Here is a 23,921-nt window from a genome sequence, read left to right on the forward strand (position 1 = left end):
GGACTCGCTGACCCACCGATGCTCGGATACATCCTTCGACGGATCGCCGCTGCGATCCCGATCGGCCTGATCGTCACCTTCGGGGTGTTCGCGCTCGTCTTCCTGATGCCGGGTGATCCCATCCGGGCCCTGGCAGGAGACAAGCCCTTCCCCCCGACGGTGATGGCGGCCAAACGTGCCCAGTTCCACCTCGACGACCCGTTCTTCGTCCAGTACCTACTGATGATGCGGGACACCTTCACCGGACATTTCGGCACCACGTTCGCCGGTGCCGACATCGGCGAGCAGCTGAAGCTGCGGATCCCGGTCACCCTCCGACTGGCCCTGCTGTCCTACTTCTTCGAGTGGTTGTGCGGTCTGCTCTTCGGTATCTACGCCGGCTTCCGCCGCAACGGCATCGTCGATCGGCTGCTGCTGCTGGCCACACTGCTGATCCTGGCGATCCCTTCGCTGGTGTCGACCTTCACGGCGCAGTACGTCTTCGGCGTCAAGCTGAAGTGGCTTCCGGTGTCGGGGATCCTGGACGGCTTCCCGACGTCGTACCTGTTGCCGGCCATGGTGATCGGAGTGCTCGGCTTCGCCGGGCTCGGCCGGTTGACCCGAACGTCGGTGGTGGAGACCGTGAATGCCGATTTCGTCAAGACGGCACGCTCGAAGGGATTGTCCGAAGGCAGGATCCTCTGGCGACACATCCTGCCGAATGCGCTGCTGCCGGTGATCACCTATCTCGGTCTTGATCTTGCCGGCATGTTCGCCGGCGCGATCATCACCGAGAGCATCTTCAATCTGCCCGGACTGGGTCAGTTCCTGTTCCAGTCCATCCAGATGAAGGAGGGCGGAGTGGTGGTCATCCTCACGACGCTGGCATTCGTCTCCTTCATCGTGATCAACCTGCTCGTCGACGTCCTGTACGGCGTCGTTGACCCGAGGGTGCGCGCATGACACAGATAGCTGTTGCAGCCGAAGAGGTCGAGATCGCCGACCTGGCCGAGGGCCGGGCGCCGACCACCCGCGAGCTGTTGATCTCGCTGCTGAGGAAGCCGGCTTTCGATGTCTGCGCGGTGCTGCTGCTGCTGTTCTTCGCGATGGCGGCGGTGCCACAGATCTTCACCTCGGTCGACCCGACCGTGTGCGATCTCGGCAAGAGCATGCATCCGGCGAGCGCGGGCCATCCCTTCGGATACGACGTCCAGGGGTGTGACTACTTCTCCAATGTCATCTACGGGGCGCGACCGTCGGTCCTGGTGAGTGTGGTGGCCAGTTTCGGCATGTTCCTGCTGGCCGGTGTCCTTGGCCTGCTCGCGGGCTACTTCCCGGGTTTCGTCGACGCATTGATCTCCCGGACCGCCGACGTGCTCTTCGCTCTGCCGGGCATGGTCGCACTGATCGTGATCCTGAACGCAGTGCCGCATCGCAACATCTGGATCATCCTCGGGGTGATCCTGATGATCGGTTGGCCGGGCGGGATGCGGCTGATGCGCTCGACCGTATTCTCGGTCCGCAACAAGGAGTACGTCCAGGCGGCGCGAGCGATCGGCGTACCGGCCTGGCGGATCCTGACTCGACACGTTTTCCCCAATGCGATGGCTCCGCTCCTGGCGATGACCACGCTCGGTGTGGGAGGCATGGTCGGGCTGGAAGCGGCGCTGACCTTCCTGGGCGTCGGGCTGCCGCCGGGCACCATCTCCTGGGGGAGTCAGTTCGGCATCGCGGCGTCCTACCGCGAGGCCCCGCACCTGTTTGTCTGGCCGTCGATCTTCATCTCGGTGATGACCATCTCCTTCATGATCATCGGCGACTCCATCCGCGACGTCTTGGATCCGAAGCTGCTGAAATGACCGTACACACAACTACTGAGCCGATTCTCGAGGTCAAGGACCTGACAGTCGAGTTCGAAACCGCCAGGAAGCCGCTGACCGCGGTCGACAACGTCTCGTGGTCGCTGTATCCCGGACAGACACTGGCCATCCTGGGCGAATCCGGGTCCGGAAAGAGCGTCTCGACCCAGGCGGTCGCGGGCATCCTGGACATGCCGCCGGGCCGGATCGTCTCCGGCTCCGCGAGCTATCGCGGCCAGGATCTGCTCCAGATGCCGCGTAAAGCGCGGCGGAAGATCGTCGGGGACCGGATCACCATGGTCTTCCAGGACAGCCTGTCGGCCCTCAACCCGGTGCAGTCGGTCGGTGCCCAGATCGCCGAGAGCTATCGGGTGCATCGCGGGCTGGGTCGGCGGGAGGCCAGGGAGCGGGCGATCGAGATGCTCGCGAAGGTCCGGATCCCGGCGCCCCATCAACGGGTGCACGACTATCCGCACCAGTTCTCCGGCGGCATGCGCCAGCGCGTCATGCTCGCCATGGCGCTGGCGCTGGACCCGGACGTGCTGATCGCCGACGAGCCGACGACCGCGCTGGACGTGACCGTTCAGGCGCAGATCCTCGAGCTCCTGGCGGAGTTGCAGTCACAGACCACGATGGCGGTGGTTCTGATCACCCATGACCTGCGGGTGGTCGAGGATGTCGCCGACCACGTGGTGGTGATGTACGCCGGTCGGGTGGTCGAACAAGGTCGCCGCGACCAGGTCCTGACCCACCCGGCTCATCCGTACACCGAAGGCCTGCTCAAGTCGATGCCCTCGGCCGAGCTCAAGGGCAGCCAGTTGGCCACCATCGCGGGCACGCCGCCGTCGCTGACCTCGATCCCGAGCGGCTGTGCCTTCCGGACCAGGTGTGCGTACGCATTCGAGGAGTGCAGCGTGATCAAACCGGAGTTGATCAAGATCGGCAGCGGAAGTCCCGACACGGCCGCCGCCGGACGGTCGGCAGCCTGCCTGCTGGATCTCGACCAGCGCGTCAGCGGCCTCGGGACCGGCGCGCGGGAAGTGAGTGCCGCCCATGTCTGAGTCCCCGGCGATCTTCAGCGTCCGCGGCGTCACCAAGCACTACCCGATCAGATCCTCCCGGGGACTCGGCAGGCGGTTCAGCGTGCGGGCCGTCGACGGAGTCGATCTCGATCTCCGCAAGGGCGAGTCACTGGGAATCGTCGGTGAGTCCGGTTGTGGCAAGTCGACCTTGATCAGGTTGATGGCCGCCCTCGAGAAACCGACAGACGGCCAGGTGCTGTACGACGGAGTCGACGTGAACAAGCTCGGCATCGGTGCGCAGCGGCGGTGGCGCAAGCGCGTCCAGGTGGTGTTCCAGGATCCGTACTCGAGCCTGAACCCGCGGATGCGGGTCGGCGACATCATCGCCGAGCCACTGGAGGTGCACCCGGATGCCGTGGGCAGCGAGGGCGTCCGGGCCAGGGTCCGGGAGTTGTTGCTGATGGTCGGGATGCGCGCCGACGACATCAACAAGTACCCGCACCAATTCTCCGGCGGTCAGCGGCAGCGGATCGGCATCGCCCGCGCGATCGCGGTCAATCCGGAGGTGCTGCTGTGTGACGAGCCGGTGTCCGCACTCGACCTGTCGATCCAGGCCCAGGTGGTCAACCTGTTGATGCGGCTGAAGGAGGAGTTGGGCCTGACGATCGTCTTCGTCGCGCATGATCTTTCGGTCGTCCGGCACGTGTCGGACCGGGTCGCGGTGATGTACCTGGGCAAGGTCGCCGAGCTCGGCACCGACTCGCAGGTCTACACCGCACCGGGACACCCGTACACGCAAGCATTGCTCTCCGCAGAGCCGGGCATCGACGACTCGGGACGAGAACGCATCATTCTCGCCGGTGACCCGCCGTCGCCGGTCGCACCGCCGTCGGGTTGTCGCTTCCACACCCGGTGCCTGCACGCCGAGGAGCGCTGCTCGGTCGAGGAACCGCTGCTGCGGGTGCTGCCGAGCGGTCAGCAGTCCGCCTGCCATTTCGCCGAACGGGTCCAGTCGGCAGCCGTCCCTGGTTGATCAGCTCGTCTGGCGCAGGTACAGCTGCCAGGGGAAGTCCCACCGGGAGGGCCGCCGCGGATGATCATCGAGGGCGACATCGATGATCAACTGGGCGACCTTGGAAAACAGGTCGGCCGGACCAACGGAACTCAGCGCAGGGTGCATCAGAGCTGCCTCCGCGGTGTTTCCGACGCCGATCACCTCGAGCTCGTCGGGGATCGAGATTCCCAACCTGTTAGCGGCATTGACGACGTTGATCGCAGCGAAGTCGGATGAGGCGAAGATCGCCGTCGGTGGGTTGTCACGGTCGAGCATCCGCTCCGCCGCCTCGTAGGCGCCCGCCTGGTCGCGGGTATAGCGCTGCAGGTCACCGGGACGTTGCTCGATGCCTGCGCGGGCCAGCCCGTCGATGTAGGCGTCCTCGCGCTTCCACCCCTTCCGGGTGATATCGCTGTAGGCCAGGCAACCGATCCGGGTGTGGCGGGCGACCAGATGCTCGATCGCCAGCTCGCAGCCGGGGCGTTGGGCGCTCCTGATCACGTCGAAGCCTTCCGGCTCGAGGGTGTCGGAGAAGACGATCAGCTTGAGTCCGCGCCCGACCAGGCCCTGGATCCGAGGAAGATCTTCCTCCTCGGCGCCGTCGATGAATGCGGCATCGACCGGCTGGCCGTCGAGGACCTCGCCCCAGTCGCCGTCGGCGAGAATGAGCGGCTGCAGATGCAGCCCGGCCGCGGCGGCATTGACCGCCTCGCTGATCGACTGGCTCCACGGATCGGAGAGCTGGGTCAGCGACAGCAGGACCAGACCGGAACGACCCGTACGGATAGCCCGCGCGGCCTGGTTCGGGCGGTAGCCGAGCTCTTCGGCCGCAGTACGGACCCGGGCCGCGGTTGACTCGGATGCGGCGATCCTGCCGCTGGGCCGGCCGGACAGGACGAATGACACCGTGGCTACCGAAACTCCGGCGCGCTGGGCAACCATCTTCATGGTCGGCCGTCGATTGCCGGTCTTGCTGCTCGCCGCCCGCGTTGCCGTCACGCGGTAAGAGTAACCGGCAATGGCGGTGGCGTCCTGGCAATTGACCGACACCTGACCGAGACGTGACGATGGGTCATTTCTCTTGCAGAGCAGGGGGTCGGGCGTGCCAGCCGGTACGGCTGCGGAAAGGAGGTCCACCAGGTGGAAATCCAACTCCCTGCCGCCTGGGGGGTGTCAAGCAGCAGCACTGCGATACACAGACACTGTCCGCGGTCCGGGGCGACGGGAGATGATCATGGATCTGTTGGCGAAGCGGACCCAGCGGCTGCTGGGCTCGGTGATCGATTCATCGACCTCGCTGGTGCAGAGGCAACGCCACGACGTCATCCGCTTCGCCGTCGGCAGCCCCGCCGCGGAAGCGATCCCTACCGCCATCTTCGATGAGCTGGCGCCGAAAGCCTTCACCGCGGACGCGTTCGACTACGCGGCCACCGACGGCGATCGGCAGTTGCGCGCGGCACTGCTTGAGCTGTTGTCCCGGACTTCGGAGGCCACTACGGGGGAGCGGTTGACGATCACGACCGGCGGCATGCAGGGACTGGACCTCTTCGGCAAGCTCTTCATCGAGCACGGTGATCTTGTAGTGATCGAGTCGCCGACCTACACCAATTGCACGGCCACTGCGTTGTCCTACGGCGCGGAGCTGTTGGAGGTGTCGACCGACGGCGACGGGATGATCATCGATGAGCTCGAGGCCGCCGTCGAGCGTGCTGGTCGTGCGCCGAAGGCGATCTATGTGATCCCGACTTTCCAGAATCCGGCCGGCACCACGATGAGCCTGGAGCGACGGCTGCGACTGATCGGGCTGGCGCGGCGGTGGAACTCGATGATCATCGATGACGACCCGTATGGAATGTTGCGCTTCCAGGGGCAGGAGATTCCGAACATCCGTGCGCTGGCCGACGCCGATCCGCTGGTCTACGCCGTCCGGACGTTTTCCAAGATCATCGCGCCCGGCCTGCGGGTCGGCTGGGTGGACACCGATCCCGAGATCCACCAGTGGCTGATCAACGCCCGGCAATCGATGGACACCTGCACCAACCTGCCGAACCAGCGACTGGTGGCTGCTTTCCTGAGTGCTGGCTATCTCGATGATCATCTGCAGCTCCAGCGGGAGCGGTACCGCGAACGCAAGATCGCCATGCAGTCGGCGCTGGCCGAGCACTTCGGGTCGCGCGCGTCCTGGACGGATCCGGACGGCGGCTTCTACCTGTGGGTGACGTTGCCAGGTGTCGACACCCAAGCTCTCTTCCCGGTGGCGTTGACCGAAGGGGTCGCGTACATCCCTGGGCCGGCCTTCTCGCCGTCGGGGCGGTTCCCCGACGCGCTGCGACTGTGTTTCGCCTCGATGCCGCCGGATCGGATCCGGGAAGGTATCGCACGGCTGCGGCGGGCCGTCGACCAGCTCCCGTGATCACGCTCCGGGCTTGAGGACGACCTTGAGGCAGTCGTCGGTCTTCTCCTGGAACATCTGATAGGCATCAGGCGCCGCGTCCAGGGGCAATCGATGGCTGGCCAGACCCTCCAGATCCAGCGGATCCGCGGGATCGCTCACCAGGGGCATCAGGTCGTCCACCCAACGCCTGACGTTGCACTGGCCCATCCGGATCTGCAATTGCCGATCGAAGAGGTCCATCAGCGGCAGCGGGTCGGTCTTGCCGCCGTAGACGCCGGACACCGAGACGGTGCCGCCGCGGCGGGCGGTCTCCAGCGCCAGGGTCAGCCCGCCGAGTGCGTCGACGCCCGCGGTGGTCATGACTTTGCGGCCGACCGCATCCGGCAGCGCGCCCACCATCCGGTGGGCGAGTTTGGCCGGGGACCCGTGAGCCTCCATGCCGACTGCGTCCACTGTCGCATCGGCGCCCCTGCCCTCGGTCCGGTCGAGGATCGCGCTGATCGTGTGACTGTCGAGATCAAGGACCTCGATGCCGTGGGCGGCGGCGACATCGCGGCGGTGGGGTACCGGATCAACGCCGATCACCGGATGCCCGAGATGCCGGGCGATCCGCGATGCCAGTTGACCGACGGGGCCGAGTCCGATCACCGCCACTGTGGCCTGCGGATCGGGATCGGCGTAGGCGATCGCCTGCCAGGCCGTCGGAAGGATGTCGGACAGGTAGAGGAAGCGCTCGTCCGGTGGCTCCGGGTCTACCTTGATCGGACCGTAGTTGGCGAACGGAACCCTCAGCCGCTCGGCCTGTCCGCCGGGTACCGACCCGTAGAGCCGTGAATAGCCGAAGAGGGCCGCGCCGGTGCCATGCTCACGCACCTGGGTGGTCTCGCACTGGGACTGCAGCCCGTGCCGGCACATCCAGCAGGTGCCACAGGAGATGTTGAAGGGCACCACCACCCGGTCACCGGGTTGCAGCTCCTCGACCGCCGGTCCGGCCTCCAGAACGGTGCCCATGGCCTCGTGTCCCAGGATGTCCCCTGGGTCCATGAACGGCCCGAGAACCTCGTACAGATGCAGATCCGAGCCACAGATCGCGGCCGAGGTCACCTCGATGATCACGTCGTCGGGCTCGATCAGCTCCGGTTCGGCGACCTCGCGTACGGCGACGTCTCGTCGACCCTGCCAGGTTACGGCTCGCATGGTTGGGCTCCTTCGGATTGCGCGCTGACGGCCGGATGCTGTGCCGACCGCCGGATGCGGTGCTGTTGCGCTGTTGCGGTGAGCGGTGCGTACCCCGGGGACCATCGAAGAAAACGGCCGGGCGGTGTTTCCAACCTTGCAGAACGATCGTGCTATTTTTGGGTCATGGCCAAAGGAGAAGAGACCCGCGACGCCATCCTCCACCAAGGCGTGGAGACGGCGTACCGGGTCGGTCTCGGCGGCCTGACGATCGGCGAGTTGGCCCGCAGCACCGAACTGTCCAAGAGCGGTCTGTTCGCCCACTTCCGGTCCAAGGAGTCACTGCAGTTGCAGGTCCTCGCACGCGCCCGCGAGGAGTTTGTCGCTACCGTCCTGCGGCCGGCCGTGCGGGTGCCGCGCGGCGAGCAGCGGGTGCGAGCACTGTTCGACAACTGGCTGTACTCGGGCGTGCACCGGACGGCAGGTGTGTGCCTGTATGTGAAGGCTCTCAGCGAGTTCGAGGAACAGACCGGCGCCGTCCGGGATCAGGTCCTGCAAGGTCACCGCGATCTCTACGACTCGGTCAGTCAGATCTTTCGGACCGGTATCAGCGAGGGCCAGTTCCGGTCCGACGCGGATCCGATGCAGTTCGCCTTCGAGCTCAACGGGCTGTTGCTGGCCGCCTACAACTGGGTGCGGGTGGTCGGGCCCGAAGACGCCGAACGGCGTGCCCGGCACTACTTCGAGACGCTGCTCGAGACAGCGCGGGCCTGAAAAGGGGGATGCCCGATGACAACCGACTTTGCCCTGAAGAAAAGCACGACCGTTCGTACGCCACCACAAATCCGCGCGATCCGGATCGCGTTCGCCGTCCTGGAGCGGGTGACACCGCGGCAGGGATCGCGCTGGGCGCTCCGGCTGTGGTGCACGCTGCCCGGCAACCCGGGTCGACGCCGCGACGAGCGGCCCCACGACGGCCGGCGGTCCACCGTGCTGCTGCACGGCCGGGCCGTCGCCGTTGAGACCTGGGGCAGTGGTGAGCCGGTCTATCTGATGCACGGCTGGGACGGGTGGCGCGGACAGCTCGGCCGCTTCGTCGGGCCGCTGGCCGCCGCCGGAGTTCGGGTCGTCGCGCTGGATGCTCCCGGTCACGGGGATTCCGAGCCGGGCGGTCTCGGCAAGGGGCGGGGCAACGGCGCCGAGTTCGCCGAGGCCCTGATCGCGGTTGCCGCTGTGCACGGTCGTCCGCGAGCGGTGATCGCCCACTCCTTCGGCTGCGCGACGACCGCGACGGCCGTACGCGACGGGCTCGGCGTGCGCCGATTGATCTTCGTCGCGCCGGGCGTCGACCCGCTGACCTACGTCCGGGGGCTGCAGGCCGCATTCGGCTTCGGCCGGCGCACGATCTCGGAGATGATCACCAGGATCGAGAAGCTGGCCGGGCGCCCGCTGGCGGATTTCGATCCGCGGACCATGATCACCGGGCAGCCACCGACCTTGATCATCCACGACCGCCAGGACAAGGAGGTGCCGTACGCTGAGGGCGAGGGCCTGGCAGCTGCCTGGCCGGCCGCGGAGTTGATCACGACCGACGGGCTGGGGCACCAGCGGATCCTGCGGGACGATGATGTGGTCCGTCGGGCCGTCGAATTCGCAGCGCGCCGATCAGTCTGACCGCCAGGGCACGCGGGCCGTACGACGCTAGACGGCGATGCCGATGTACTTGGTCTCCAGGTACTCGTCGATCCCGACGGCACCGCCTTCGCGACCGAGGCCGGACTCCTTGACCCCGCCGAACGGCGCGTACGGATTCGACACCAGTCCCGAGTTGAGCCCCACCATGCCGAATTCCAATGCCTCGGCGACCCTGACGGCCCGGCGGAGGTCGTTGGTGAAGACGTAGCCGACCAGTCCGTACCGCGTCGCGTTCGCCCGGGTGACCACCTCGGTCTCGTCGGAGAACGGCGTCAGCGGCGCAACCGGCCCGAAGATCTCCTCCGCATTCAGATCCGCATCGTGGGGCACCTCGGTGAGCACGGTCGGGCTGAAGAAATAGCCGTCGCCGTGGACCGCGGATCCGCCGGTGACCACCGCGGCACCGCGGCCGACGGCGTCATCGACCAGCCGCCCGACCTTGTCCACGGCGGCTTGGTCGATCAGCGGTCCCACCGCGACACCCTCATCGGTTCCGCGGCCCAGCTTGAGCGCCTTCATGGCGTCCGCCAGTCGTTGGCTGAACGCCGTCATGATCGACTCCTGCACAAAGATCCTGTTGGCGGCCGTACAGGCCTCGCCCATGTTGCGCATCTTGGCGACCATCAGGCCGGCGACCGCCTCATCGAGATCAGCGTCGTCGAAGACGATGAAGGGCGCATTGCCGCCGAGCTCCATGGAGGTTCGCAACACTTTGTCCGCGGCCTGTTCCAGCAGCAGCTTTCCGACCCGGGTCGAGCCGGTGAAGGAAAGCTTGCGGGCCAGCCCCGATCTGATCATCGGCTCCATCACGGCATTGGCATCGGTGCAGGTGATCACGTTCACCCCGCCCGGCGGCAGACCGGCTTCGGTCAGGATCTCCACCAGCGCAAGCATCGACAGCGGCGTCTGGGCCGCCGGCTTGATCACGCTGGCGCATCCCGCGGCGATCGCTGGGCCGAGTTTGCGGGTGCCCATCGCCATCGGGAAATTCCACGGCGTGATCAAGATGCAGGGGCCGACGGGCTGCTTGGTCACCAGCAGTCGCGAACCGCCCGCGGGTGCTGTCCGGTAGCCTCCGTCGATCCGCAGTGCCTCGCCGGCGAAGTGTCGGAAGAACTCCGCCGCATAGGTGATCTCGCCCCGCGCCTCAGCCAGCGGTTTGCCCATCTCCAAGGTCATCAGCAGGGCAAGATCGTCGATCCGCTCGTGCAGCAGATCGAAGGCCTTGAGCAGGATGTCAGACCGCTCCCGCGGCGTCAGGGCCGCCATCGCGGGCTGGCACCGTGCCGCGGCCTGCAAGGCAGCCATGCCGTCCTCGGGAGCGGCGTCAGCGACCGAGCACAACACCAGGCCGGTAGCCGGATCGGCGACGTCGAAGGTGGCTGCACCATGAGCATCGGCCCACGAACCGCCGACCAGGAGTTGCTTCGGCACGGCATCGATGACTGCTGCTTCATCCATATCGGGCAGCTTAGGCGCCTGCCCGAGCGCCACCAACGGTCAGGACTTCCAGGAGACCTTGAAGCCGTAGGTCGCCAGCGCCGGCAGCGTCAATCCGGTCATGGTGATCTTGCCGGGTGTCGCCATCGTGTTGCGCCACTCGTCGTCCAGTCTCAACTGGGTCTCGCCCCGGACGAAGCGGATCGGGTTTCCGGCCACGGTGTGATCGTCGGTGAAGGTCACCCGGCCGTCGGTGGGCAGCGACGGAGCGACACCGATCATGTCGAAAACGCCGGTCAATGCCGTCGATGGATCGGAGATGAGGTCCTCGTAGTGCAGCACGGTGTAGCCGGCGGCCAGCGGTCTGAGACCGCTGATCAGCGCGTTGATCATGTCCCATTCGGCGCCTGTCTTGAGCAGGCTGTAGCGATTCATGTTCGCGCCGCTGCCGGGGTTGAACTTCCTGCGTTGCCAGGAATGTGCGACGGCGCGACTGTCGCGGACCAGATGGATGACATAGAGATCGACATCGTCCATCGCCGCCAGGACGTAGCCGTGTGACGGATCCTTCGTCGAGTCAACGATCACCTCGCACCCCGATTCGGCGAGGATGCCGTCGTAGAGCCTGCTCAGCAGATCCTGATGGATGGCAAGATCACGTCCCCACCGGCCGCTGTGCAGAGGCCGGGCGGCGAGCCGCGGGATCAGCCACCAGCGGTCCACGCGCTGTTTGCGGGCAAGGACCTCGGCGAGGTCGATCGGATCGCCCTCGCTGAACACCCGTTGGCTGACCGATGCCCAGAACGGGCAGTCCAGGAACCGAGCCCCGCACCCACAGAGCCGGTTCTCCGCGTACCCCTCGGCGAAGATGTGGCGGATCTCGCCGCCGGAGAACAGGGACGGGCTGCTGTGCCCCAGGATCCGGTCGAGCAACGTGCTGCCGCTACGCCCGTAGCCCCCGACGAACAGAATCTTTTTGCGCGCTGACATAGCGCTCCTCGTGGCCGGGACGGTGAACCTGCCTCGACGGTGAGGCGAACCGACCCCTTCCTACCGAACCCGTCGGGAGCCCGTCAAGAGCCGCCGCTATCCCTGTAAATCCCCTTGAGTAACAGGGATTTCCGGTTCTGGATCCCGCCCAAGTCAGGACGCGTCGGCGGAGATGATCTTTCCGGACTTGGAGCGCGTGGTCTCCGGGATCTTCGTGCCGCGCAACGAGGCGCCTGCGGTCTCCTTCATCGAGAACCAGGCGATCACACCGACGACACAGGCGGCCATCATGAAGAACGCCGGGAAGATGTCGATCTTGGTCCAGCTGATCATGGCGTCATTGATCAGCGGCGCAGTGCCGCCGAACAGCGACGTCGCGATGTTGTACCCGATCGCGAATCCGGCATAGCGGACCTGGGTCGGGAACATCGCCGGGAAGGTCGCCGAGATCGTCGAGAGCTGCGGCACGTACAGCAGGCCGAGGACCATGAACGCGACGATCGTCAGTCCGAAGTTGATCGGCATGATCAGATACATCGGGATTGCCACGACGAACAATCCGATCATGGAGAAGAGCCACAACGGCTTGCGGCCGACCCGATCGGAGAGCGCACCGGACAGCGGCAGGAAGCACATCATGAACAGCTGTCCGACGGAGGCGAGCACCAGTGCCTGTGTCTCACTCAGGCCGAGTCGGGTCTGGACATAGGTCGGCATGTACGACAGCAGCGTGTAGTTGACCACATTCAGCGCGATCACCAGGCCGGAAAGGGTGAGGATGGGTCGCCAGTATCCGGTGACGAGGTCCTTCAACGCTGTCGTCGCCTTCTCCTCGGTCTGGCCCTTCTCGTCGAGATCTCGGAACGCCGGAGTCTCGTCGAGCCGCGACCTCAGGTACAGCCCGATCAGGCCCAGCGGCAGCGCGACGAAGAACGGGATCCGCCAGCCCCAGGTCTGCATGAAGGAGCCCGAGGTGGACAACTGCAGGGCCAGGGTGACCAGGCTGCCGCCGGCGAAGCCGCTGAGAGTCCCGAATTCCAGAAAGCTTCCGAAGAAGCCGCGTTTGCGGTCGGGGGAGTATTCGGCCATGAAGGTCGCGGCGCCGCCGTATTCGCCGCCGGTGGAGAATCCTTGGATCATCCGCAGCAGGTACAGCAGCAGGGTGGCGATCCAGCCGATCTTCGCGTAGCTCGGGATGAGGCCGACGCAGAAGGTCGAGCCGGCCATCAACAAGATGGTCGTCGCCAGCACCCTGCGCCGGCCGATCCGGTCGCCGAGGGGTCCCCAGACCAGGCCGCCGATCGGGCGGATCAGGAACGAGATCGCGAATGCGCCCAGTGTGACGGCGATGGAATCCCCGGGCGCCAGCGCTTTGGCGATGTAGGTGGCAACCACGGAGTAGACGCCGTAGTCGAACCACTCGGTGAAGTTGCCCACTGCCGCCGCAGCGATGGCTCTCCGGAGGATGGGCGGGGACGCGTCGGCGATAGCCTGGTTGGTCGACCCTGGTGCTGCGGGGCTCATCTTCGGACCTTTCCTTCTGCACGTCCACGGCCGCTGTCCGCGGACGGGTCGTGCTTGTTGATCGGTTTGCGATGGGCGGCTCGTCGTCACGACGATCGGAGCGTCGGCGATCAGGACCTCGATTCGGGGCCCGGTCCCGGCGCACGGTCACGGGACCGTACGCCCATCAACCGCCGATCGCGAATCGACAGATGGTGATCCGGGCGTGTCGGGCTTGGCCGTTCGAACAGATGTTCGGTAAGTTATCCACCGTTCGACTGCGCCGTGGAGCGATATCCACAGACGGCGTGGAGTGCTGAACAAGTGTCAGCGCCCGTGCTTAGTGTCTGGATGTAGGCACGGGACTGTGCAGGACGAGGCACACGACAAGGGTTTTGAGAGGACACACAATGGCCGTCACCGATCGGGACAAGGCGCTGGACTCGGCGCTCGCACAGATCGACAAGCAGTTCGGCAAGGGTTCCATCATGCGGCTCGGCGACGAGGACCGGCCGCCGATCGCCGTCATCCCCACGGGTTCGGTCGCTCTCGACCTGGCGCTGGGCGTCGGTGGACTACCACGCGGTCGGGTCGTTGAGATCTACGGACCGGAATCCAGTGGTAAGACCACTCTGGCGCTGCACGCGGTTGCCAATGCGCAGGCGGCGGGCGGCATCTGTGCCGTCATCGACGCTGAGCACGCACTGGATCCGGTGTATGCCGAGAAGCTCGGCGTCGACACCGACGCGCTGCTGGTGAGCCAGCCGGACAACGGCGAGCAGGCATTGGAGATCGCCGACATGCTGATCCGTTCCGGTGCTCTCGACCTGATCGTCATCGACTCCGTTGCCGCGCTGACCCCGCGGGCTGAGATCGAGGGTGAGATGGGTGACAGTCACGTCGGTCTGCAGGCCCGGCTGATGTCCCAGGCGTTGCGCAAGATCACCGGCGCCCTGAACGCGGCCGGTACCACCGCGATCTTCATCAACCAGCTGCGAGAGAAGATCGGTGTGATGTTCGGCTCTCCGGAGACGACCACCGGCGGCAAGGCGCTGAAGTTCTACGCCTCGGTGCGGCTGGACATTCGCCGGATCGAGACCCTCAAGGACGGCCAGGAGATGGTCGGCAACCGGACCCGCGTCAAGGTCGTCAAGAACAAGGTCGCCCCGCCGTTCAAGCAGGCCGAGTTCGACATCTTGTACGGCCAGGGCATCAGCCGTGAAGGCAGCCTGCTGGACATGGGCGTCGAGACCGGCATCGTCCGCAAGGCAGGTGCCTGGTTCACCTACGACGCCGATCAGCTCGGCCAGGGCAAGGAGAACGCTCGCACCTACCTGCGGAACAATCCCGAGGTCGCGGACGAGCTGGAGCGCAAGATCAAGGACAAGCTCGGCATCGGCCCGGCCTCCGACATCCCCGAAGGCGTCGATCCGGTAACCGGCGAGGTCGAGTTCTGAGTCGATGATTCCGGAAGGTTCGCCTCCGTCGGCAGAGCGGCACCGGACCGCGGCAGCGGCACTGGCGCAGGCGGAGCGCATCGCGCGCGAAGCCTCGTCAGGCCGCCCGTCCCGGGACGGGACTGCTGGAGGGCCAGATCGGGCCGAGCCGGATCCACGGGATGTGCGGGGCCGCAGGCAGAGCGCCCGGACCCGCCGTAATCCCGCTGCCGACAACGGCCCGGATGGACAGCCCGGACCGGAGGCAGATCCGCAGTCGGTCGCCCGGGACATCGTGCTGCGGAAGTTGACAGCCCAGCAACGCTCGCGCAGCGAACTGGCGAAGGCGCTCAAGGAGCGCGACGTCCCCGATGACGCGGCCGGCGAGGTGCTGGACCGGATGGAGGACGTCGGCCTCGTCGACGACACCGCCTTCGCTGAGTCCTGGGTCCGGTCGCGGCAGTCGCGACGTGGCCTGTCTCGGCGTGCGCTGCGTCAGGAGCTCGTGCAGAAGGGCGTCGACCGCGACGACATCGACGACGCGTTGTCGGCGGTCACCCCCGAGGACGAGGTCGCGGCCGCCACAGCGCTGGCCCAGAAGAAGCTGCGGGCGATGGCAGGACTCGAGCGGGACGTGAAGTATCGGCGTCTTGCCGGCGCCCTGGCCCGCAGGGGATTCTCGGCCGGCCTGACTTCGCAGGTGCTGGCCTCGGTGCTCGAGGACTGAGAGCGTGTTACCGAGCGGGGCGATGTTGGTCGCCCGGTGTTTGAATCTTGACCACTTTCTGGCGGCGACCTAGTCTTCGGATCGAGGGATTTGACAGCATTCGCGACTGCGGGTGCTTCTGATGATTGAAACGAAACCGGTCATCGACCGGGCTGAGATAGCCACTACTGTCGCGTCACATACGAAAGCGAGTCGTAACACCCGTCACTGACGCCACACCGGATAGCACCGCACCCTGACGTCCCGTCGGGTGTCGGAGTGACTTGTCGAACCCTCGACGAGGTGCACGCCTGTGCGCCGGGAGTGAGAGGAGCGGCGGTCATGTCCAACCTGTTCGAGGTGCTCGTGCTGATCGGACTGGTCGTGCTCATCGTGCTCGCCGTCGCCGCGATCTTCACCCGCCGCCATCGGGCCGGAGTGCATGCGCCCGAGTCGGGCACCGCCGATGCCGGAGCCGAGGTCGATGCTCGTGCGCGCGAGAGTGTGCTGGACGCCCGGCGAGCCGAGGTCGATCGGCACGCGGCCCAGGCCCGTTCGGAGGCAGAGCAGCTGCGATCGGAGGCCGACGCCTATCACCGTGACGTCCGCGGTCGCGCGGACGAAATGTTGCGGGAGGCCCAGACCGCGCGGGCCGAGCTCCGCGACACCCGAGCAGAGCTGGACCGGCGCGAGCAGCGGCTGACCGAACGGGAGACCCGCCTCGACGATGAGGGCAAGGCTCTGCACGATCGGGCCCAGCGGCTGGACCAGCTCGAAGCCGATCTCAACAGCCGGCAGGAGACCCTGGCGGCCGCCGACACCGAGCGGCTGCTCGAACTGGAGCGCGTCGGCGGACTGACCGGCGAGCAGGCCAAGAGCGAGTTGATCTCGGCGGTGGAGCACGACGCCAAACGGCAGGCGATGATCCTGTCCCGCGACATCGAGACTCGCGCCCGCCGGGAGGCCGAGGACCGAGCCCGCGAGATCGTCGTCACCGCGGTCCAGCGGATCGCCTCCGACCAGACGTCGGAGTCCGTCGTCTCGGCGGTGCACCTGCCCGGCGACGACATGAAGGGCCGCATCATCGGCCGCGAGGGCCGCAACATCCGGTCCTTCGAGCAGGTCACCGGCGTCAACGTCCTGATCGACGACACGCCGGAGAGCGTTCTGCTGTCCAGTTTCGACCCGGTCCGACGAGAGACGGCGCGGATCACCCTGGTCGAGCTCATCGAGGACGGGCGGATTCACCCGGCGCGGATCGAGGAGGTGCACGAGCGGAGCAAGGCCAAGATCGCCGACCAGGTGATGCGGGCGGCCGAGGATGCTCTGGCCGAGGTCGGCATCGCCGACCTGCATCCTGATCTGGTCCCGATCGTCGGCACGCTGCGCTACCGGACCTCGTACGGCCAGAACGTGCTCAAGCACCTGGTCGAGTCGGCGCACATCGCGTCCGTGATGGCCGCCGAACTCCACCTCGACGTGGCAACCGTCAAGCGTGCGGCGTTCCTGCACGATATCGGCAAGGCGCTGACCCACGAGGTGGAGGGTTCCCACGCCCTGATCGGCGCCGATCTCGCCCGCCGCTACGGCGAGCATCCCGACATCGTGCATGCCATCGAGGCCCACCACAACGAGGTGGAGCCGACCACGGTCGAGGCCGTGCTGACCCAGGCGGCAGACGCGATCAGCGGTGGCCGGCCAGGCGCGCGGCGGGAGAGTCTTGAGGCCTACGTGAAGCGGCTGGAGCGGTTGGAGCAGATCGCGCAGGCGCACGACGGGGTGGAGAAGGTCTTCGCGATGCAGGCCGGCCGCGAGGTCCGGGTGATGGTCGCCCCGGACGTGGTCGATGACATCGAGGCGCAGGTGCTGGCCCGCGACATCGCCAAGCAGATCGAAGAGGAGCTGACCTACCCCGGCCAGATCAAGGTCAGTGTGATCCGCGAGTCCCGGGCGGTCGAGACCGCTCGCTGACTCCGGGAGATCCGCTCAGGCGACCTTGGTCTTGGTCCAGGCGTGGCCGTTGGCATTGGCATACAGGAAGACGTAGCCGTCGGTCTCGTGCGGACCGTCCTGGTCGTTGGTGCGCACTTCGTAGTAGACCTTGTAGAACGCGTTGAACTTCCGGTAGTTGGCCCAGGCGTACTTCCCGGTCCTGGACTCGTAGATCTCGACGATCGGACCGCCCGAGTTCTTGACGAAATGCGGTCCCTTGATCGTCGTGATCTTGCCCTTCTTGTAGCAGAAGGTGGCGTAGGCCGAGACACTGTATGCGCTGGTGAAGCTACCGGACTTGGCCTTCTTGTGGACGCGTTTGCAGCCTGTCGGCCATTTGGTCCGGCCGCCCGGACCTGGATCGGTGTTGATGGCCGAGGCCGGTGCGGCACCGGTGCTCAGTAGGAGTGAAACCACCGCGAACGTCGTGGTGATCACTGTCAAGACCTTCATCCTGACCTTCATCCGGGTTGCCCCTCTCGTTCGGACGTCGGGTGTCTCCCGATGTCCCAACGGTGGCCGAGTCCCGCGGCCAGATCTGCGAATCCGGTCAAAGTCGGTCAAGGCAGGGCATCCGGGTTTACGACGCGCCCGCCTTCGCCGCCTCGGCCGGGTTGTCGATCAGCTGATCGGCCGGCGGCCCGCCGACCCGGCCGCGACGCTGCAGCGAACGCTCCAGCGCCTGGGCGACCCGGGACAGGGTGTAGTTGATGACGATGAACATCGCCGCCATCACGAGCATCGTCGGAATCAGGTTGCCGTAGTTGGTGGCGAAGGTCTGCCCACCGCGGACCAGGTCGTAGTAGCCGATGATGTAGCCGAGGGCGGTGTCCTTCAGAACCACGACGAGTTGGCTGACCAGCGACGGCAGCATCGCGGTGACCGCCTGCGGCAGCAGGATCAACCACATCGCCTGGCCCTCGGACAGTCCGATCGCCAGGCCGGCCTCCCGCTGGCCACCGGGCAACGAGCCGACGCCGGAGCGGATCAGCTCGGCAATCACCGAGGAGTTGTAGAAGACCAGCCCCACGACGACACCGAAGAACGGCTGGTTGTCCGCCAGATGCAGCACGTACAGCGCGAAGTAGTACGCGAACAGCATCATCACCAACACCGGTACGGACCGGAAGAATTCGACGAAGACGCCGCAGATCGCGGACAGGACCCGGTTGGTCGACAACCGCCCGATCCCGAGCAGTACGCCGCCGACCACCGACAGCACGATGGACAGCCCGGCGGCCTTCAGCGTGGACAACAATCCCGGCAGCAGATAGTCCGCCCAGGTCGAACCTTGCAGGAACGGCGTCCACTTCGCCGCAGTGAGCTGACTGTTGCGGGGATTGGCCAGTCCCTTGATCACCAGACCGAGCAGCACCAGCAGCACGACGACCGCAGCCACCGTGACGATCAGATGCCTGGTGCGCGCCCTCGGCCCGGGCTCGTCGAAGAGCAGCGTCGTGGGAGCACTCATCGCTGCACCGCCACACGTCGCGACAGGTAGGTGAAGAACGCGCCGACGGGCAACGTCAGGACAACGAAGCAGATGGCGACCAACAGGAAGATCGCGTACAACAGGTGCGGGCTGAATTCGATCATGTTCTTCATCTGGTACGCGATCTCCGCGACACCGATCGTCGAGACCACGGTGCTGTTCTTGGTCAAGGCGACCAGGGTGTTGCCGAGGGGTGCGATGGCGCCACGGAATGCTTGGGGGAGGATGACCTCGGTCAGCGACGGCACGAATGACAGCCCGATCGCTCTGGCCGCCTCCGCCTGTCCCAGCGGGACGGTGTTGACACCGCTGCGCAGCGACTCCGCGACGAACGAGGCGTGGTAGACCGAGAGCGCGACGACGCCCCATCGGAAGTTGTTGTCAGCGATCGAGGTGGGGGAGTGCGGGTCGGCCAAACTGATGCTGAGGGTGTTGAGGACGCCGAAGGCGAAGAAGAAGACGATCAACGTCAGCGGCGTGTTCCGGATGACATTCACATATGCCGCGCCGAACCAGCGCAGGACGCCGACCGGGGACACCCGGCAGACGGCGACGATCGTCCCGATGATCAACGCCCCGAGTGCGCTGATCGTCGTGAGCCTGACCGTCATCCAGAATGCCAGCAGTACGTGATACCTGGTGATCAAATCGGCGAGCTCGCCCACCTGTCCTCCTTCGCTGCGATCACGATCTGCCGTGACCATGGCGGATGCGGCCGGCCGTCGCGACGGCCGACCGCGTCCGATCGATTCCTCAGGGCGTGATCAGCGCCGCATCCTGAGCTGCGATCCTTACGTGCAGGGAATGTGCTTCGGCGGATTCTTGGATGCGTCCGGCTTGAAGTCGGCCGGACCGAAGTTGTTGTCCAGCGCCTTCTGCCAGGACCCGTCGTCGACCATCTTGTCCAGGGCGTCGTCGATCTTGTTGCACAGCTCGGTGTCGCCCTTCTTGATGCCGATGCCGTAGTTCTCCTCGGTGAACGGCTTGCCGACCACCTTCAACTTGCCCTTGTACTGCTCCTGTGCCGCGTATCCGGCCAGGATGGTGTTGTCGGTCGTCATCGCGTCGAGGGTGCCGTTGATGATCGGGTCGACGCACTTGGAGTAGGTGTCGTATTCCTGCAGCTGCACCTTGTCGGCGAATTTCTCCTTGACAGTCGCCGCCGAGGTGGAGCCGGTCACCGAGCAGAGCTTCTTGCCGTTCAGGCTGTCCGGTCCGGTGATCGAATTGTCGTCGGCACGGACCAGGAGGTCCTGACCCGCGATCAGGTACGGCCCGGCGAACGACACCTTCTGCTTGCGCTCGTCGGTGATCGAGTAGCTCGCGATCACCATCTTGACCTGGCCGCTCTGAAGCAGGGTCTCCCGTTGCGCCGAGGGGGACTCCTTGAAGGTGACCTTGTCGTAGCCGAGGGCCTTGGCGACGTAGTTGGCGACGTCGACGTCGAAGCCCTTGTAGTCGGACCCGACCTGCTGACCGATCCCCGGCTGGTCGAATTTGATGCCGATCGTGATCGAGTTGCTGTCGTCGCCACCGGCGGAGTTGTCGCTGGCACAGGCGGCCAGTGAGATCGCGAGCAACGATGTCGCCGCGGCTGCGGCGACCTTGTTGGTGGTGCGCATTGGAGTTGATCTACCTTTCAGTGGGTCAGAATCTTGCTCAGGAAGTCCTTCGCCCTGGCAGTGGTCGGACTGGTGAAGAAGGCTTCCGGCGCCGCTTCCTCGAGGATCTCGCCGTCGGCCATGAAGACGACCCGGTCGGCGGCGGTGCGGGCAAAACCCATCTCGTGCGTGACGACGATCATGGTCATGCCCTGTTGTGCGAGCTGGATCATGACATCCAGCACTTCGTTGATCATCTCCGGGTCGAGTGCCGAGGTGGGCTCGTCGAACAGGATCACCTTGGGATCCATGGCCAACGCCCGGGCGATGGCCACCCGCTGTTGCTGGCCGCCGGAGAGCTGGGCGGGGTATTTCTCCGCCTGGTTGCCGACGCCGACCCGGTTGAGCAGCTCCATGCCGTGTGCACGAGCCTCCTGTTTGCTCTTCCTGCGCACCCGTACAGGGCCGAGCGTGACGTTCTCCAAGATCGTCTTGTGGGCGAACAGGTTGAACTGCTGGAAAACCATCCCGACATCGGCGCGGAGCCTGGCCAGCGCTTTTCCCTCGCTCGGCAGGGGAGACCCGTCGATCATGATGCCGCCGGACTGGATGGTCTCCAGCCGGTTGATGGAACGACACAAGGTCGACTTGCCGGATCCCGACGGGCCGATCACGACGACGACCTCGCCGCGACCGACGGTCAGGTTGATGTTCTTGAGGACATGAAGGTCACCGAAGTACTTGTCGACGTCGGTGAGCACCACGAGCGGCTCGCCGACAGCGACCGACGTATGCGGCGTCGGCAGCAGGTCATCGGCCGGGTTGGACTCGGTCATAGCGCTGACCCTAGACGAGCAGCGTCAGCAAGGCCGACATATTGGTGTTGAGATTCGGTTACGACACAAGTTCGGTTGGTACCGAAGCGGAGATTGTGACAAGGCAACCCTGGGGCTGCTCCGCACACAGACGCCAGGGCTGCCGAGGGCTCCCGGCTGGCTCAGCGACCCGAGACGCCCCAGCTGCCCTCGTACACGTCACCCGGGTGCAGGACCACCAGACCGGTCGCGGTCACCTCGGTGTTGAATGCGTCGGGACCGCAGGTCATCGGCTCGATCGCGATGCCGAGGTCGCGGCGGTCGTCGCCGGTGTAGATCTGTGTCCACTGGTGCGAGCCGTCGGCCCAGATGGTTGTCCGGCGGTCGCCGAGTGCCAGTTCGATTCGCCAGACGCCCTGGTCGTCGGTGGCCAGATCAGTGAAGGCCGTGTCCAGGTTGCGGGCGCCGAGCGGCGAACCGTCACGCAGGTCCTCGGGCAGGCCGTCGACCGGCCGTACCGCGACCGGCAGCAGCCGGTCGTCGACGTCCAGGTAGGAAACGGCAGGCACGGTGAGCTCGATCTCGTCCACGCTCTGCTCCCCGACGGTGAAATACGGGTGGGCGGCGTAGCCGAACGGCACGGTCCGATCGCCGGTGTTCTTCGCCTGTACCGTGACGCTCAGCCCGTCGGCCGAGAGCCGGTGGGTGATGGTCGCCAGCAAGGTGGTGTCCCAGCCCTTCTGCGGGAAGACGGTGATCTGCTGGACGACCGTGTCGTCGGTGTGGCTGACCAGTTCCCACCCCGACCAGCGCACCAGACCGTGGATCGCGTTGTGCCGCTCCGGCTCGCTGAGCGGCAGGTCGTACTCGGTGCCCTCGAAGACGTAGCGTCCGTCCCGGATCCGGTTCGGCCAGGGCAGCAGTTGCTGACCGTGCCCGCCGGAGATCCGGTCCCCGGGCCCGAATCCGGCCAGGATGTCGCGGCCGTCGACACTCAGGTGCCGCAAGGTTGCACCCACCTCGGTGACCACGGCACGGTACGGGCCACTGCTGATCTCGTACTGCTGTCCGGTGGGGCTGCTGGTGGCGCTGGCGGTCATGACCGTGACTCTATCCGTGAGCGACATCCGTGAGCGACATCCGTGAGCGACGGTGTCCTCGACTCCGGCCAATGACCCGATCGTGCGCGTGATTCCCCGCTCGGGGTACCTGCGGATTACCCTTGGCGATCATGTCGGTGGATATTCAGGCGGACGCGCGGACGTACCAGATCCGTACCCACGGCTGCCAGATGAACGTGCACGACTCCGAGCGGCTCGCCGGCCTGCTCGAGGAGGCCGGCTATCGGCCATCGACCGGTGACGAGGCCGATGTCGTGGTCTTCAACACCTGCGCGGTGCGGGAGAACGCCGACAACCGTCTGTACGGCAATCTGGGCCAGCTGCTGGCCGTCAAGAAGGTCAATCCCGGTATGCAGATAGCCGTCGGCGGCTGCCTCGCGCAGAAGGACCGCGGCCGGATCACCGAGAAGGCGCCCTGGGTCGACGTGGTCTTCGGCACCCACAACATCGGTCAACTGCCGCGACTGCTGGAGCGCGCCCGGATCGAGCAGGAGGCCCAGGTCGAGATCGCCGAATCCCTCGAGCGATTCCCGTCCACCCTGCCGACCCGACGCGATTCCGCCTATTCGGCCTGGGTGTCGGTCAGCGTCGGTTGCAACAACACCTGCACGTTCTGCATCGTGCCCGCGCTGCGTGGCAAGGAGACCGATCGCCGCCCCGGCGACATCCTGGCCGAGATCAGGATGCTGGTCGATCAGGGAGTCCAGGAGATCACCCTGCTGGGCCAGAACGTGAACGCGTACGGGGTCGAGTTCCGAGACCGTGAGGCGTTCAGCAAGCTGCTGCGGGCCTGCGGCGACATCGACGGTCTGGAGCGGGTCCGGTTCACCTCGCCGCACCCCAAGGACTTCACCGCCGACGTGATCGCGGCGATGGCCGAGACGCCGAATGTGATGCCGCAGCTGCACATGCCGCTGCAGTCGGGTTCGGATTCGATCTTGAAGTCGATGCGCCGGTCCTACCGCAGCGAGAAGTACCTGAAGATCATCTCCGATGTCCGGGAAGCGATGCCGGATGCGGCGATCACCACCGACATCATCGTCGGCTTTCCAGGGGAGACCGAACGGGATTTCCTGGACACCATGGAGGTCGTACGGCAGTCGCGCTTCGCCAGCGCCTTCACCTTCCAGTATTCGATCCGGCCCGGCACGCCGGCGGCCACGATGGCCGACCAGGTGCCGGCCGAGGTCGTCCAGGAACGCTACGAGCGCCTGGTCGACCTGGTCAACGACATCTCCTGGGCCGAGAACCGCAACCTCGAAGGTCAGCGGGTCGAGGTGATGTTCGCCGATGGCGAGGGCCGCAAGGATTCAGCGACCCACCGGATGTCGGGGCGGGCTCAGGACAACCGCCTCGTGCACGTCGCGGTCGGTGACGATCCTGGTCTCGCTCCGCGGCCCGGAGACATCGGCGAGGTGATCATCACCCACGCCGCTCCGCACCATCTCAACGCCGATGCGCAGGACGGTGGTTCGGCGTTGATCACCTTGCGACGGACCCGCGGCGGAGACGCCTGGCAGGCGCGTCAGCAGGCTGACGACGATCAGCTCAGCGGTCATGGGTCGGCAGTCAGTCTCGGGATGCCGACGATCGGCGTGCCCGCGCCGCTGCCGGCCGCCGCGGCCTGCGCGATCACCGACTGAGC

Annotated in this window: 22 protein-coding genes; 11 read left to right on the top strand and 11 right to left on the bottom strand. The window is 66.0% G+C overall.

Annotated features, from left to right (window positions below; genetic code table 11):
- Nucleotides 1-18 precede the first annotated feature (18 nt).
- Genes IEY07_RS02960 through IEY07_RS02975 form a run of 4 tightly spaced genes read left to right on the top strand, consistent with a single transcriptional unit; the run spans nt 19 to nt 3,893 of the window.
- On the top strand, nt 19-942 hold the full coding sequence (locus IEY07_RS02960; protein WP_188893646.1) for an ABC transporter permease: 924 nt from the start codon (nt 19-21) through the stop codon (nt 940-942).
- Nucleotides 939-1,838, top strand: coding sequence for an ABC transporter permease (locus IEY07_RS02965; RefSeq protein WP_188893647.1), 900 nt, complete (start codon nt 939-941; stop codon nt 1,836-1,838). The genes IEY07_RS02960 and IEY07_RS02965 overlap by 4 nt, the downstream gene beginning before the upstream one ends.
- Nucleotides 1,835-2,899: an ABC transporter ATP-binding protein gene (locus tag IEY07_RS02970; protein ID WP_188893648.1), complete on the top strand. Its 1,065-nt coding sequence runs from the start codon at nt 1,835-1,837 to the stop codon at nt 2,897-2,899. The genes IEY07_RS02965 and IEY07_RS02970 overlap by 4 nt, the downstream gene beginning before the upstream one ends.
- Nucleotides 2,892-3,893 carry an ABC transporter ATP-binding protein gene (locus tag IEY07_RS02975; protein ID WP_188893649.1) on the top strand — a complete coding sequence of 334 codons (1,002 nt, stop codon included), beginning with the start codon at nt 2,892-2,894 and terminating at the stop codon, nt 3,891-3,893. The genes IEY07_RS02970 and IEY07_RS02975 overlap by 8 nt, the downstream gene beginning before the upstream one ends.
- Here the strand turns inward: IEY07_RS02975 and IEY07_RS02980 are convergent, their stop codons facing one another.
- On the bottom strand, nt 3,894-4,913 hold the full coding sequence (locus tag IEY07_RS02980; protein ID WP_188893650.1) for a LacI family DNA-binding transcriptional regulator: 1,020 nt from the start codon (nt 4,911-4,913) through the stop codon (nt 3,894-3,896).
- A gap of 235 nt (nt 4,914-5,148) precedes the next feature.
- Between IEY07_RS02980 and IEY07_RS02985 the strand changes: the two genes are divergently transcribed.
- Nucleotides 5,149-6,327: an aminotransferase-like domain-containing protein gene (locus IEY07_RS02985; RefSeq protein WP_188893651.1), complete on the top strand. Its 1,179-nt coding sequence runs from the start codon at nt 5,149-5,151 to the stop codon at nt 6,325-6,327.
- Here IEY07_RS02985 and IEY07_RS02990 read toward each other — a convergent pair whose 3' ends face one another.
- Nucleotides 6,328-7,506: an alcohol dehydrogenase catalytic domain-containing protein gene (locus tag IEY07_RS02990; protein ID WP_188893652.1), complete on the bottom strand. Its 1,179-nt coding sequence runs from the start codon at nt 7,504-7,506 to the stop codon at nt 6,328-6,330. It abuts the gene before it with no gap.
- A 165-nt stretch (nt 7,507-7,671) separates the two neighbouring features.
- Here IEY07_RS02990 and IEY07_RS02995 point away from each other — a divergent pair, with 165 nt between their 5' ends.
- The gene (locus IEY07_RS02995; RefSeq protein WP_188893653.1) at nt 7,672-8,259 is read left to right on the top strand and encodes a TetR/AcrR family transcriptional regulator; all 588 of its coding nucleotides are present in this window, start codon (nt 7,672-7,674) and stop codon (nt 8,257-8,259) included.
- A 15-nt stretch (nt 8,260-8,274) separates the two neighbouring features.
- Nucleotides 8,275-9,159: an alpha/beta fold hydrolase gene (locus IEY07_RS03000; RefSeq protein WP_188893654.1), complete on the top strand. Its 885-nt coding sequence runs from the start codon at nt 8,275-8,277 to the stop codon at nt 9,157-9,159.
- 27 nt (nt 9,160-9,186) lie between these two features.
- Here IEY07_RS03000 and IEY07_RS03005 read toward each other — a convergent pair whose 3' ends face one another.
- From IEY07_RS03005 to IEY07_RS03015, 3 genes are all read right to left on the bottom strand, one after another.
- On the bottom strand, nt 9,187-10,641 hold the full coding sequence (locus IEY07_RS03005; protein ID WP_229669634.1) for an NAD-dependent succinate-semialdehyde dehydrogenase: 1,455 nt from the start codon (nt 10,639-10,641) through the stop codon (nt 9,187-9,189).
- Between the two features lie 39 nt (nt 10,642-10,680).
- The gene (locus IEY07_RS03010) at nt 10,681-11,610 is read right to left on the bottom strand and encodes a sulfotransferase (RefSeq protein WP_188893655.1); all 930 of its coding nucleotides are present in this window, start codon (nt 11,608-11,610) and stop codon (nt 10,681-10,683) included.
- A 153-nt stretch (nt 11,611-11,763) separates the two neighbouring features.
- Nucleotides 11,764-13,134 (bottom strand): MFS transporter, encoded by a 1,371-nt coding sequence (locus IEY07_RS03015; RefSeq protein ID WP_188893656.1) that lies wholly within the window; start codon nt 13,132-13,134, stop codon nt 11,764-11,766.
- 389 nt (nt 13,135-13,523) lie between these two features.
- Between IEY07_RS03015 and recA the strand changes: the two genes are divergently transcribed.
- From recA to rny, 3 genes are all read left to right on the top strand, one after another.
- A complete protein-coding gene (gene recA / locus IEY07_RS03020) occupies nt 13,524-14,570 on the top strand; it encodes a recombinase RecA (protein ID WP_188893657.1) in 1,047 nt (348 codons plus the stop codon).
- 163 nt (nt 14,571-14,733) lie between these two features.
- Entirely contained in the window at nt 14,734-15,276 is a 543-nt protein-coding gene (locus IEY07_RS03025; RefSeq protein ID WP_188893658.1) for a regulatory protein RecX, read from the top strand.
- Between the two features lie 321 nt (nt 15,277-15,597).
- The gene (gene rny, locus IEY07_RS03030) at nt 15,598-17,226 is read left to right on the top strand and encodes a ribonuclease Y (RefSeq protein ID WP_188893659.1); all 1,629 of its coding nucleotides are present in this window, start codon (nt 15,598-15,600) and stop codon (nt 17,224-17,226) included.
- Between the two features lie 15 nt (nt 17,227-17,241).
- On the opposite strand, the gene IEY07_RS03035 is transcribed toward rny, so the two are convergent.
- From IEY07_RS03035 to IEY07_RS03060, 6 genes are all read right to left on the bottom strand, one after another.
- A complete protein-coding gene (locus IEY07_RS03035) occupies nt 17,242-17,700 on the bottom strand; it encodes a hypothetical protein (protein ID WP_188893660.1) in 459 nt (152 codons plus the stop codon).
- A 127-nt stretch (nt 17,701-17,827) separates the two neighbouring features.
- On the bottom strand, nt 17,828-18,718 hold the full coding sequence (locus tag IEY07_RS03040) for an amino acid ABC transporter permease (protein WP_188893661.1): 891 nt from the start codon (nt 18,716-18,718) through the stop codon (nt 17,828-17,830).
- Nucleotides 18,715-19,404, bottom strand: coding sequence for an amino acid ABC transporter permease (locus IEY07_RS03045; protein ID WP_229669635.1), 690 nt, complete (start codon nt 19,402-19,404; stop codon nt 18,715-18,717). Before IEY07_RS03045 ends, IEY07_RS03040 begins: the two co-directional genes overlap by 4 nt.
- A 126-nt stretch (nt 19,405-19,530) precedes the next feature.
- A complete protein-coding gene (locus IEY07_RS03050; RefSeq protein WP_188893663.1) occupies nt 19,531-20,361 on the bottom strand; it encodes a glutamate ABC transporter substrate-binding protein in 831 nt (276 codons plus the stop codon).
- A 17-nt stretch (nt 20,362-20,378) separates the two neighbouring features.
- Nucleotides 20,379-21,176 carry an amino acid ABC transporter ATP-binding protein gene (locus tag IEY07_RS03055; RefSeq protein WP_188893664.1) on the bottom strand — a complete coding sequence of 266 codons (798 nt, stop codon included), beginning with the start codon at nt 21,174-21,176 and terminating at the stop codon, nt 20,379-20,381.
- Between the two features lie 161 nt (nt 21,177-21,337).
- Nucleotides 21,338-22,255 carry an aldose 1-epimerase family protein gene (locus tag IEY07_RS03060; RefSeq protein WP_188893665.1) on the bottom strand — a complete coding sequence of 306 codons (918 nt, stop codon included), beginning with the start codon at nt 22,253-22,255 and terminating at the stop codon, nt 21,338-21,340.
- Between the two features lie 131 nt (nt 22,256-22,386).
- Between IEY07_RS03060 and miaB the strand changes: the two genes are divergently transcribed.
- Nucleotides 22,387-23,919, top strand: a complete 1,533-nt coding sequence (gene miaB, locus IEY07_RS03065) for a tRNA (N6-isopentenyl adenosine(37)-C2)-methylthiotransferase MiaB (RefSeq protein ID WP_188893666.1) — start codon at nt 22,387-22,389, stop codon at nt 23,917-23,919.
- The last annotated feature ends 2 nt before the right edge of the window (nt 23,920-23,921 follow it).

This window comes from Microlunatus endophyticus (assembly GCF_014646195.1).
In the GTDB taxonomy this organism is placed as follows: domain Bacteria; phylum Actinomycetota; class Actinomycetes; order Propionibacteriales; family Propionibacteriaceae; genus Microlunatus; species Microlunatus endophyticus.

Excerpts from the sequence above, each read along its gene's own strand:
- IEY07_RS03040 (WP_188893661.1), bottom strand. The coding sequence starts at position 18,718 with ATGAGTGCTCCCACGACGCTGCTCTTCGACGAGCCCGGGCCGAGGGCG.
- miaB (WP_188893666.1), top strand. The coding sequence starts at position 22,387 with ATGTCGGTGGATATTCAGGCGGACGCGCGGACGTACCAGATCCGTACC.
- IEY07_RS02960 (WP_188893646.1), top strand. The coding sequence starts at position 19 with ATGCTCGGATACATCCTTCGACGGATCGCCGCTGCGATCCCGATCGGC.
- IEY07_RS03055 (WP_188893664.1), bottom strand. The coding sequence starts at position 21,176 with ATGACCGAGTCCAACCCGGCCGATGACCTGCTGCCGACGCCGCATACG.
- IEY07_RS02965 (WP_188893647.1), top strand. The coding sequence starts at position 939 with ATGACACAGATAGCTGTTGCAGCCGAAGAGGTCGAGATCGCCGACCTG.
- rny (WP_188893659.1), top strand. The coding sequence starts at position 15,598 with ATGTCCAACCTGTTCGAGGTGCTCGTGCTGATCGGACTGGTCGTGCTC.
- IEY07_RS02985 (WP_188893651.1), top strand. The coding sequence starts at position 5,149 with ATGGATCTGTTGGCGAAGCGGACCCAGCGGCTGCTGGGCTCGGTGATC.
- IEY07_RS03000 (WP_188893654.1), top strand. The coding sequence starts at position 8,275 with ATGACAACCGACTTTGCCCTGAAGAAAAGCACGACCGTTCGTACGCCA.
- IEY07_RS03010 (WP_188893655.1), bottom strand. The coding sequence starts at position 11,610 with ATGTCAGCGCGCAAAAAGATTCTGTTCGTCGGGGGCTACGGGCGTAGC.
- IEY07_RS02975 (WP_188893649.1), top strand. The coding sequence starts at position 2,892 with ATGTCTGAGTCCCCGGCGATCTTCAGCGTCCGCGGCGTCACCAAGCAC.
- IEY07_RS02990 (WP_188893652.1), bottom strand. The coding sequence starts at position 7,506 with ATGCGAGCCGTAACCTGGCAGGGTCGACGAGACGTCGCCGTACGCGAG.
- IEY07_RS03015 (WP_188893656.1), bottom strand. The coding sequence starts at position 13,134 with ATGAGCCCCGCAGCACCAGGGTCGACCAACCAGGCTATCGCCGACGCG.
- IEY07_RS03005 (WP_229669634.1), bottom strand. The coding sequence starts at position 10,641 with ATGGATGAAGCAGCAGTCATCGATGCCGTGCCGAAGCAACTCCTGGTC.
- IEY07_RS03060 (WP_188893665.1), bottom strand. The coding sequence starts at position 22,255 with ATGACCGCCAGCGCCACCAGCAGCCCCACCGGACAGCAGTACGAGATC.
- IEY07_RS03050 (WP_188893663.1), bottom strand. The coding sequence starts at position 20,361 with ATGCGCACCACCAACAAGGTCGCCGCAGCCGCGGCGACATCGTTGCTC.
- IEY07_RS02995 (WP_188893653.1), top strand. The coding sequence starts at position 7,672 with ATGGCCAAAGGAGAAGAGACCCGCGACGCCATCCTCCACCAAGGCGTG.
- IEY07_RS03035 (WP_188893660.1), bottom strand. The coding sequence starts at position 17,700 with ATGAAGGTCTTGACAGTGATCACCACGACGTTCGCGGTGGTTTCACTC.
- IEY07_RS02970 (WP_188893648.1), top strand. The coding sequence starts at position 1,835 with ATGACCGTACACACAACTACTGAGCCGATTCTCGAGGTCAAGGACCTG.
- recA (WP_188893657.1), top strand. The coding sequence starts at position 13,524 with ATGGCCGTCACCGATCGGGACAAGGCGCTGGACTCGGCGCTCGCACAG.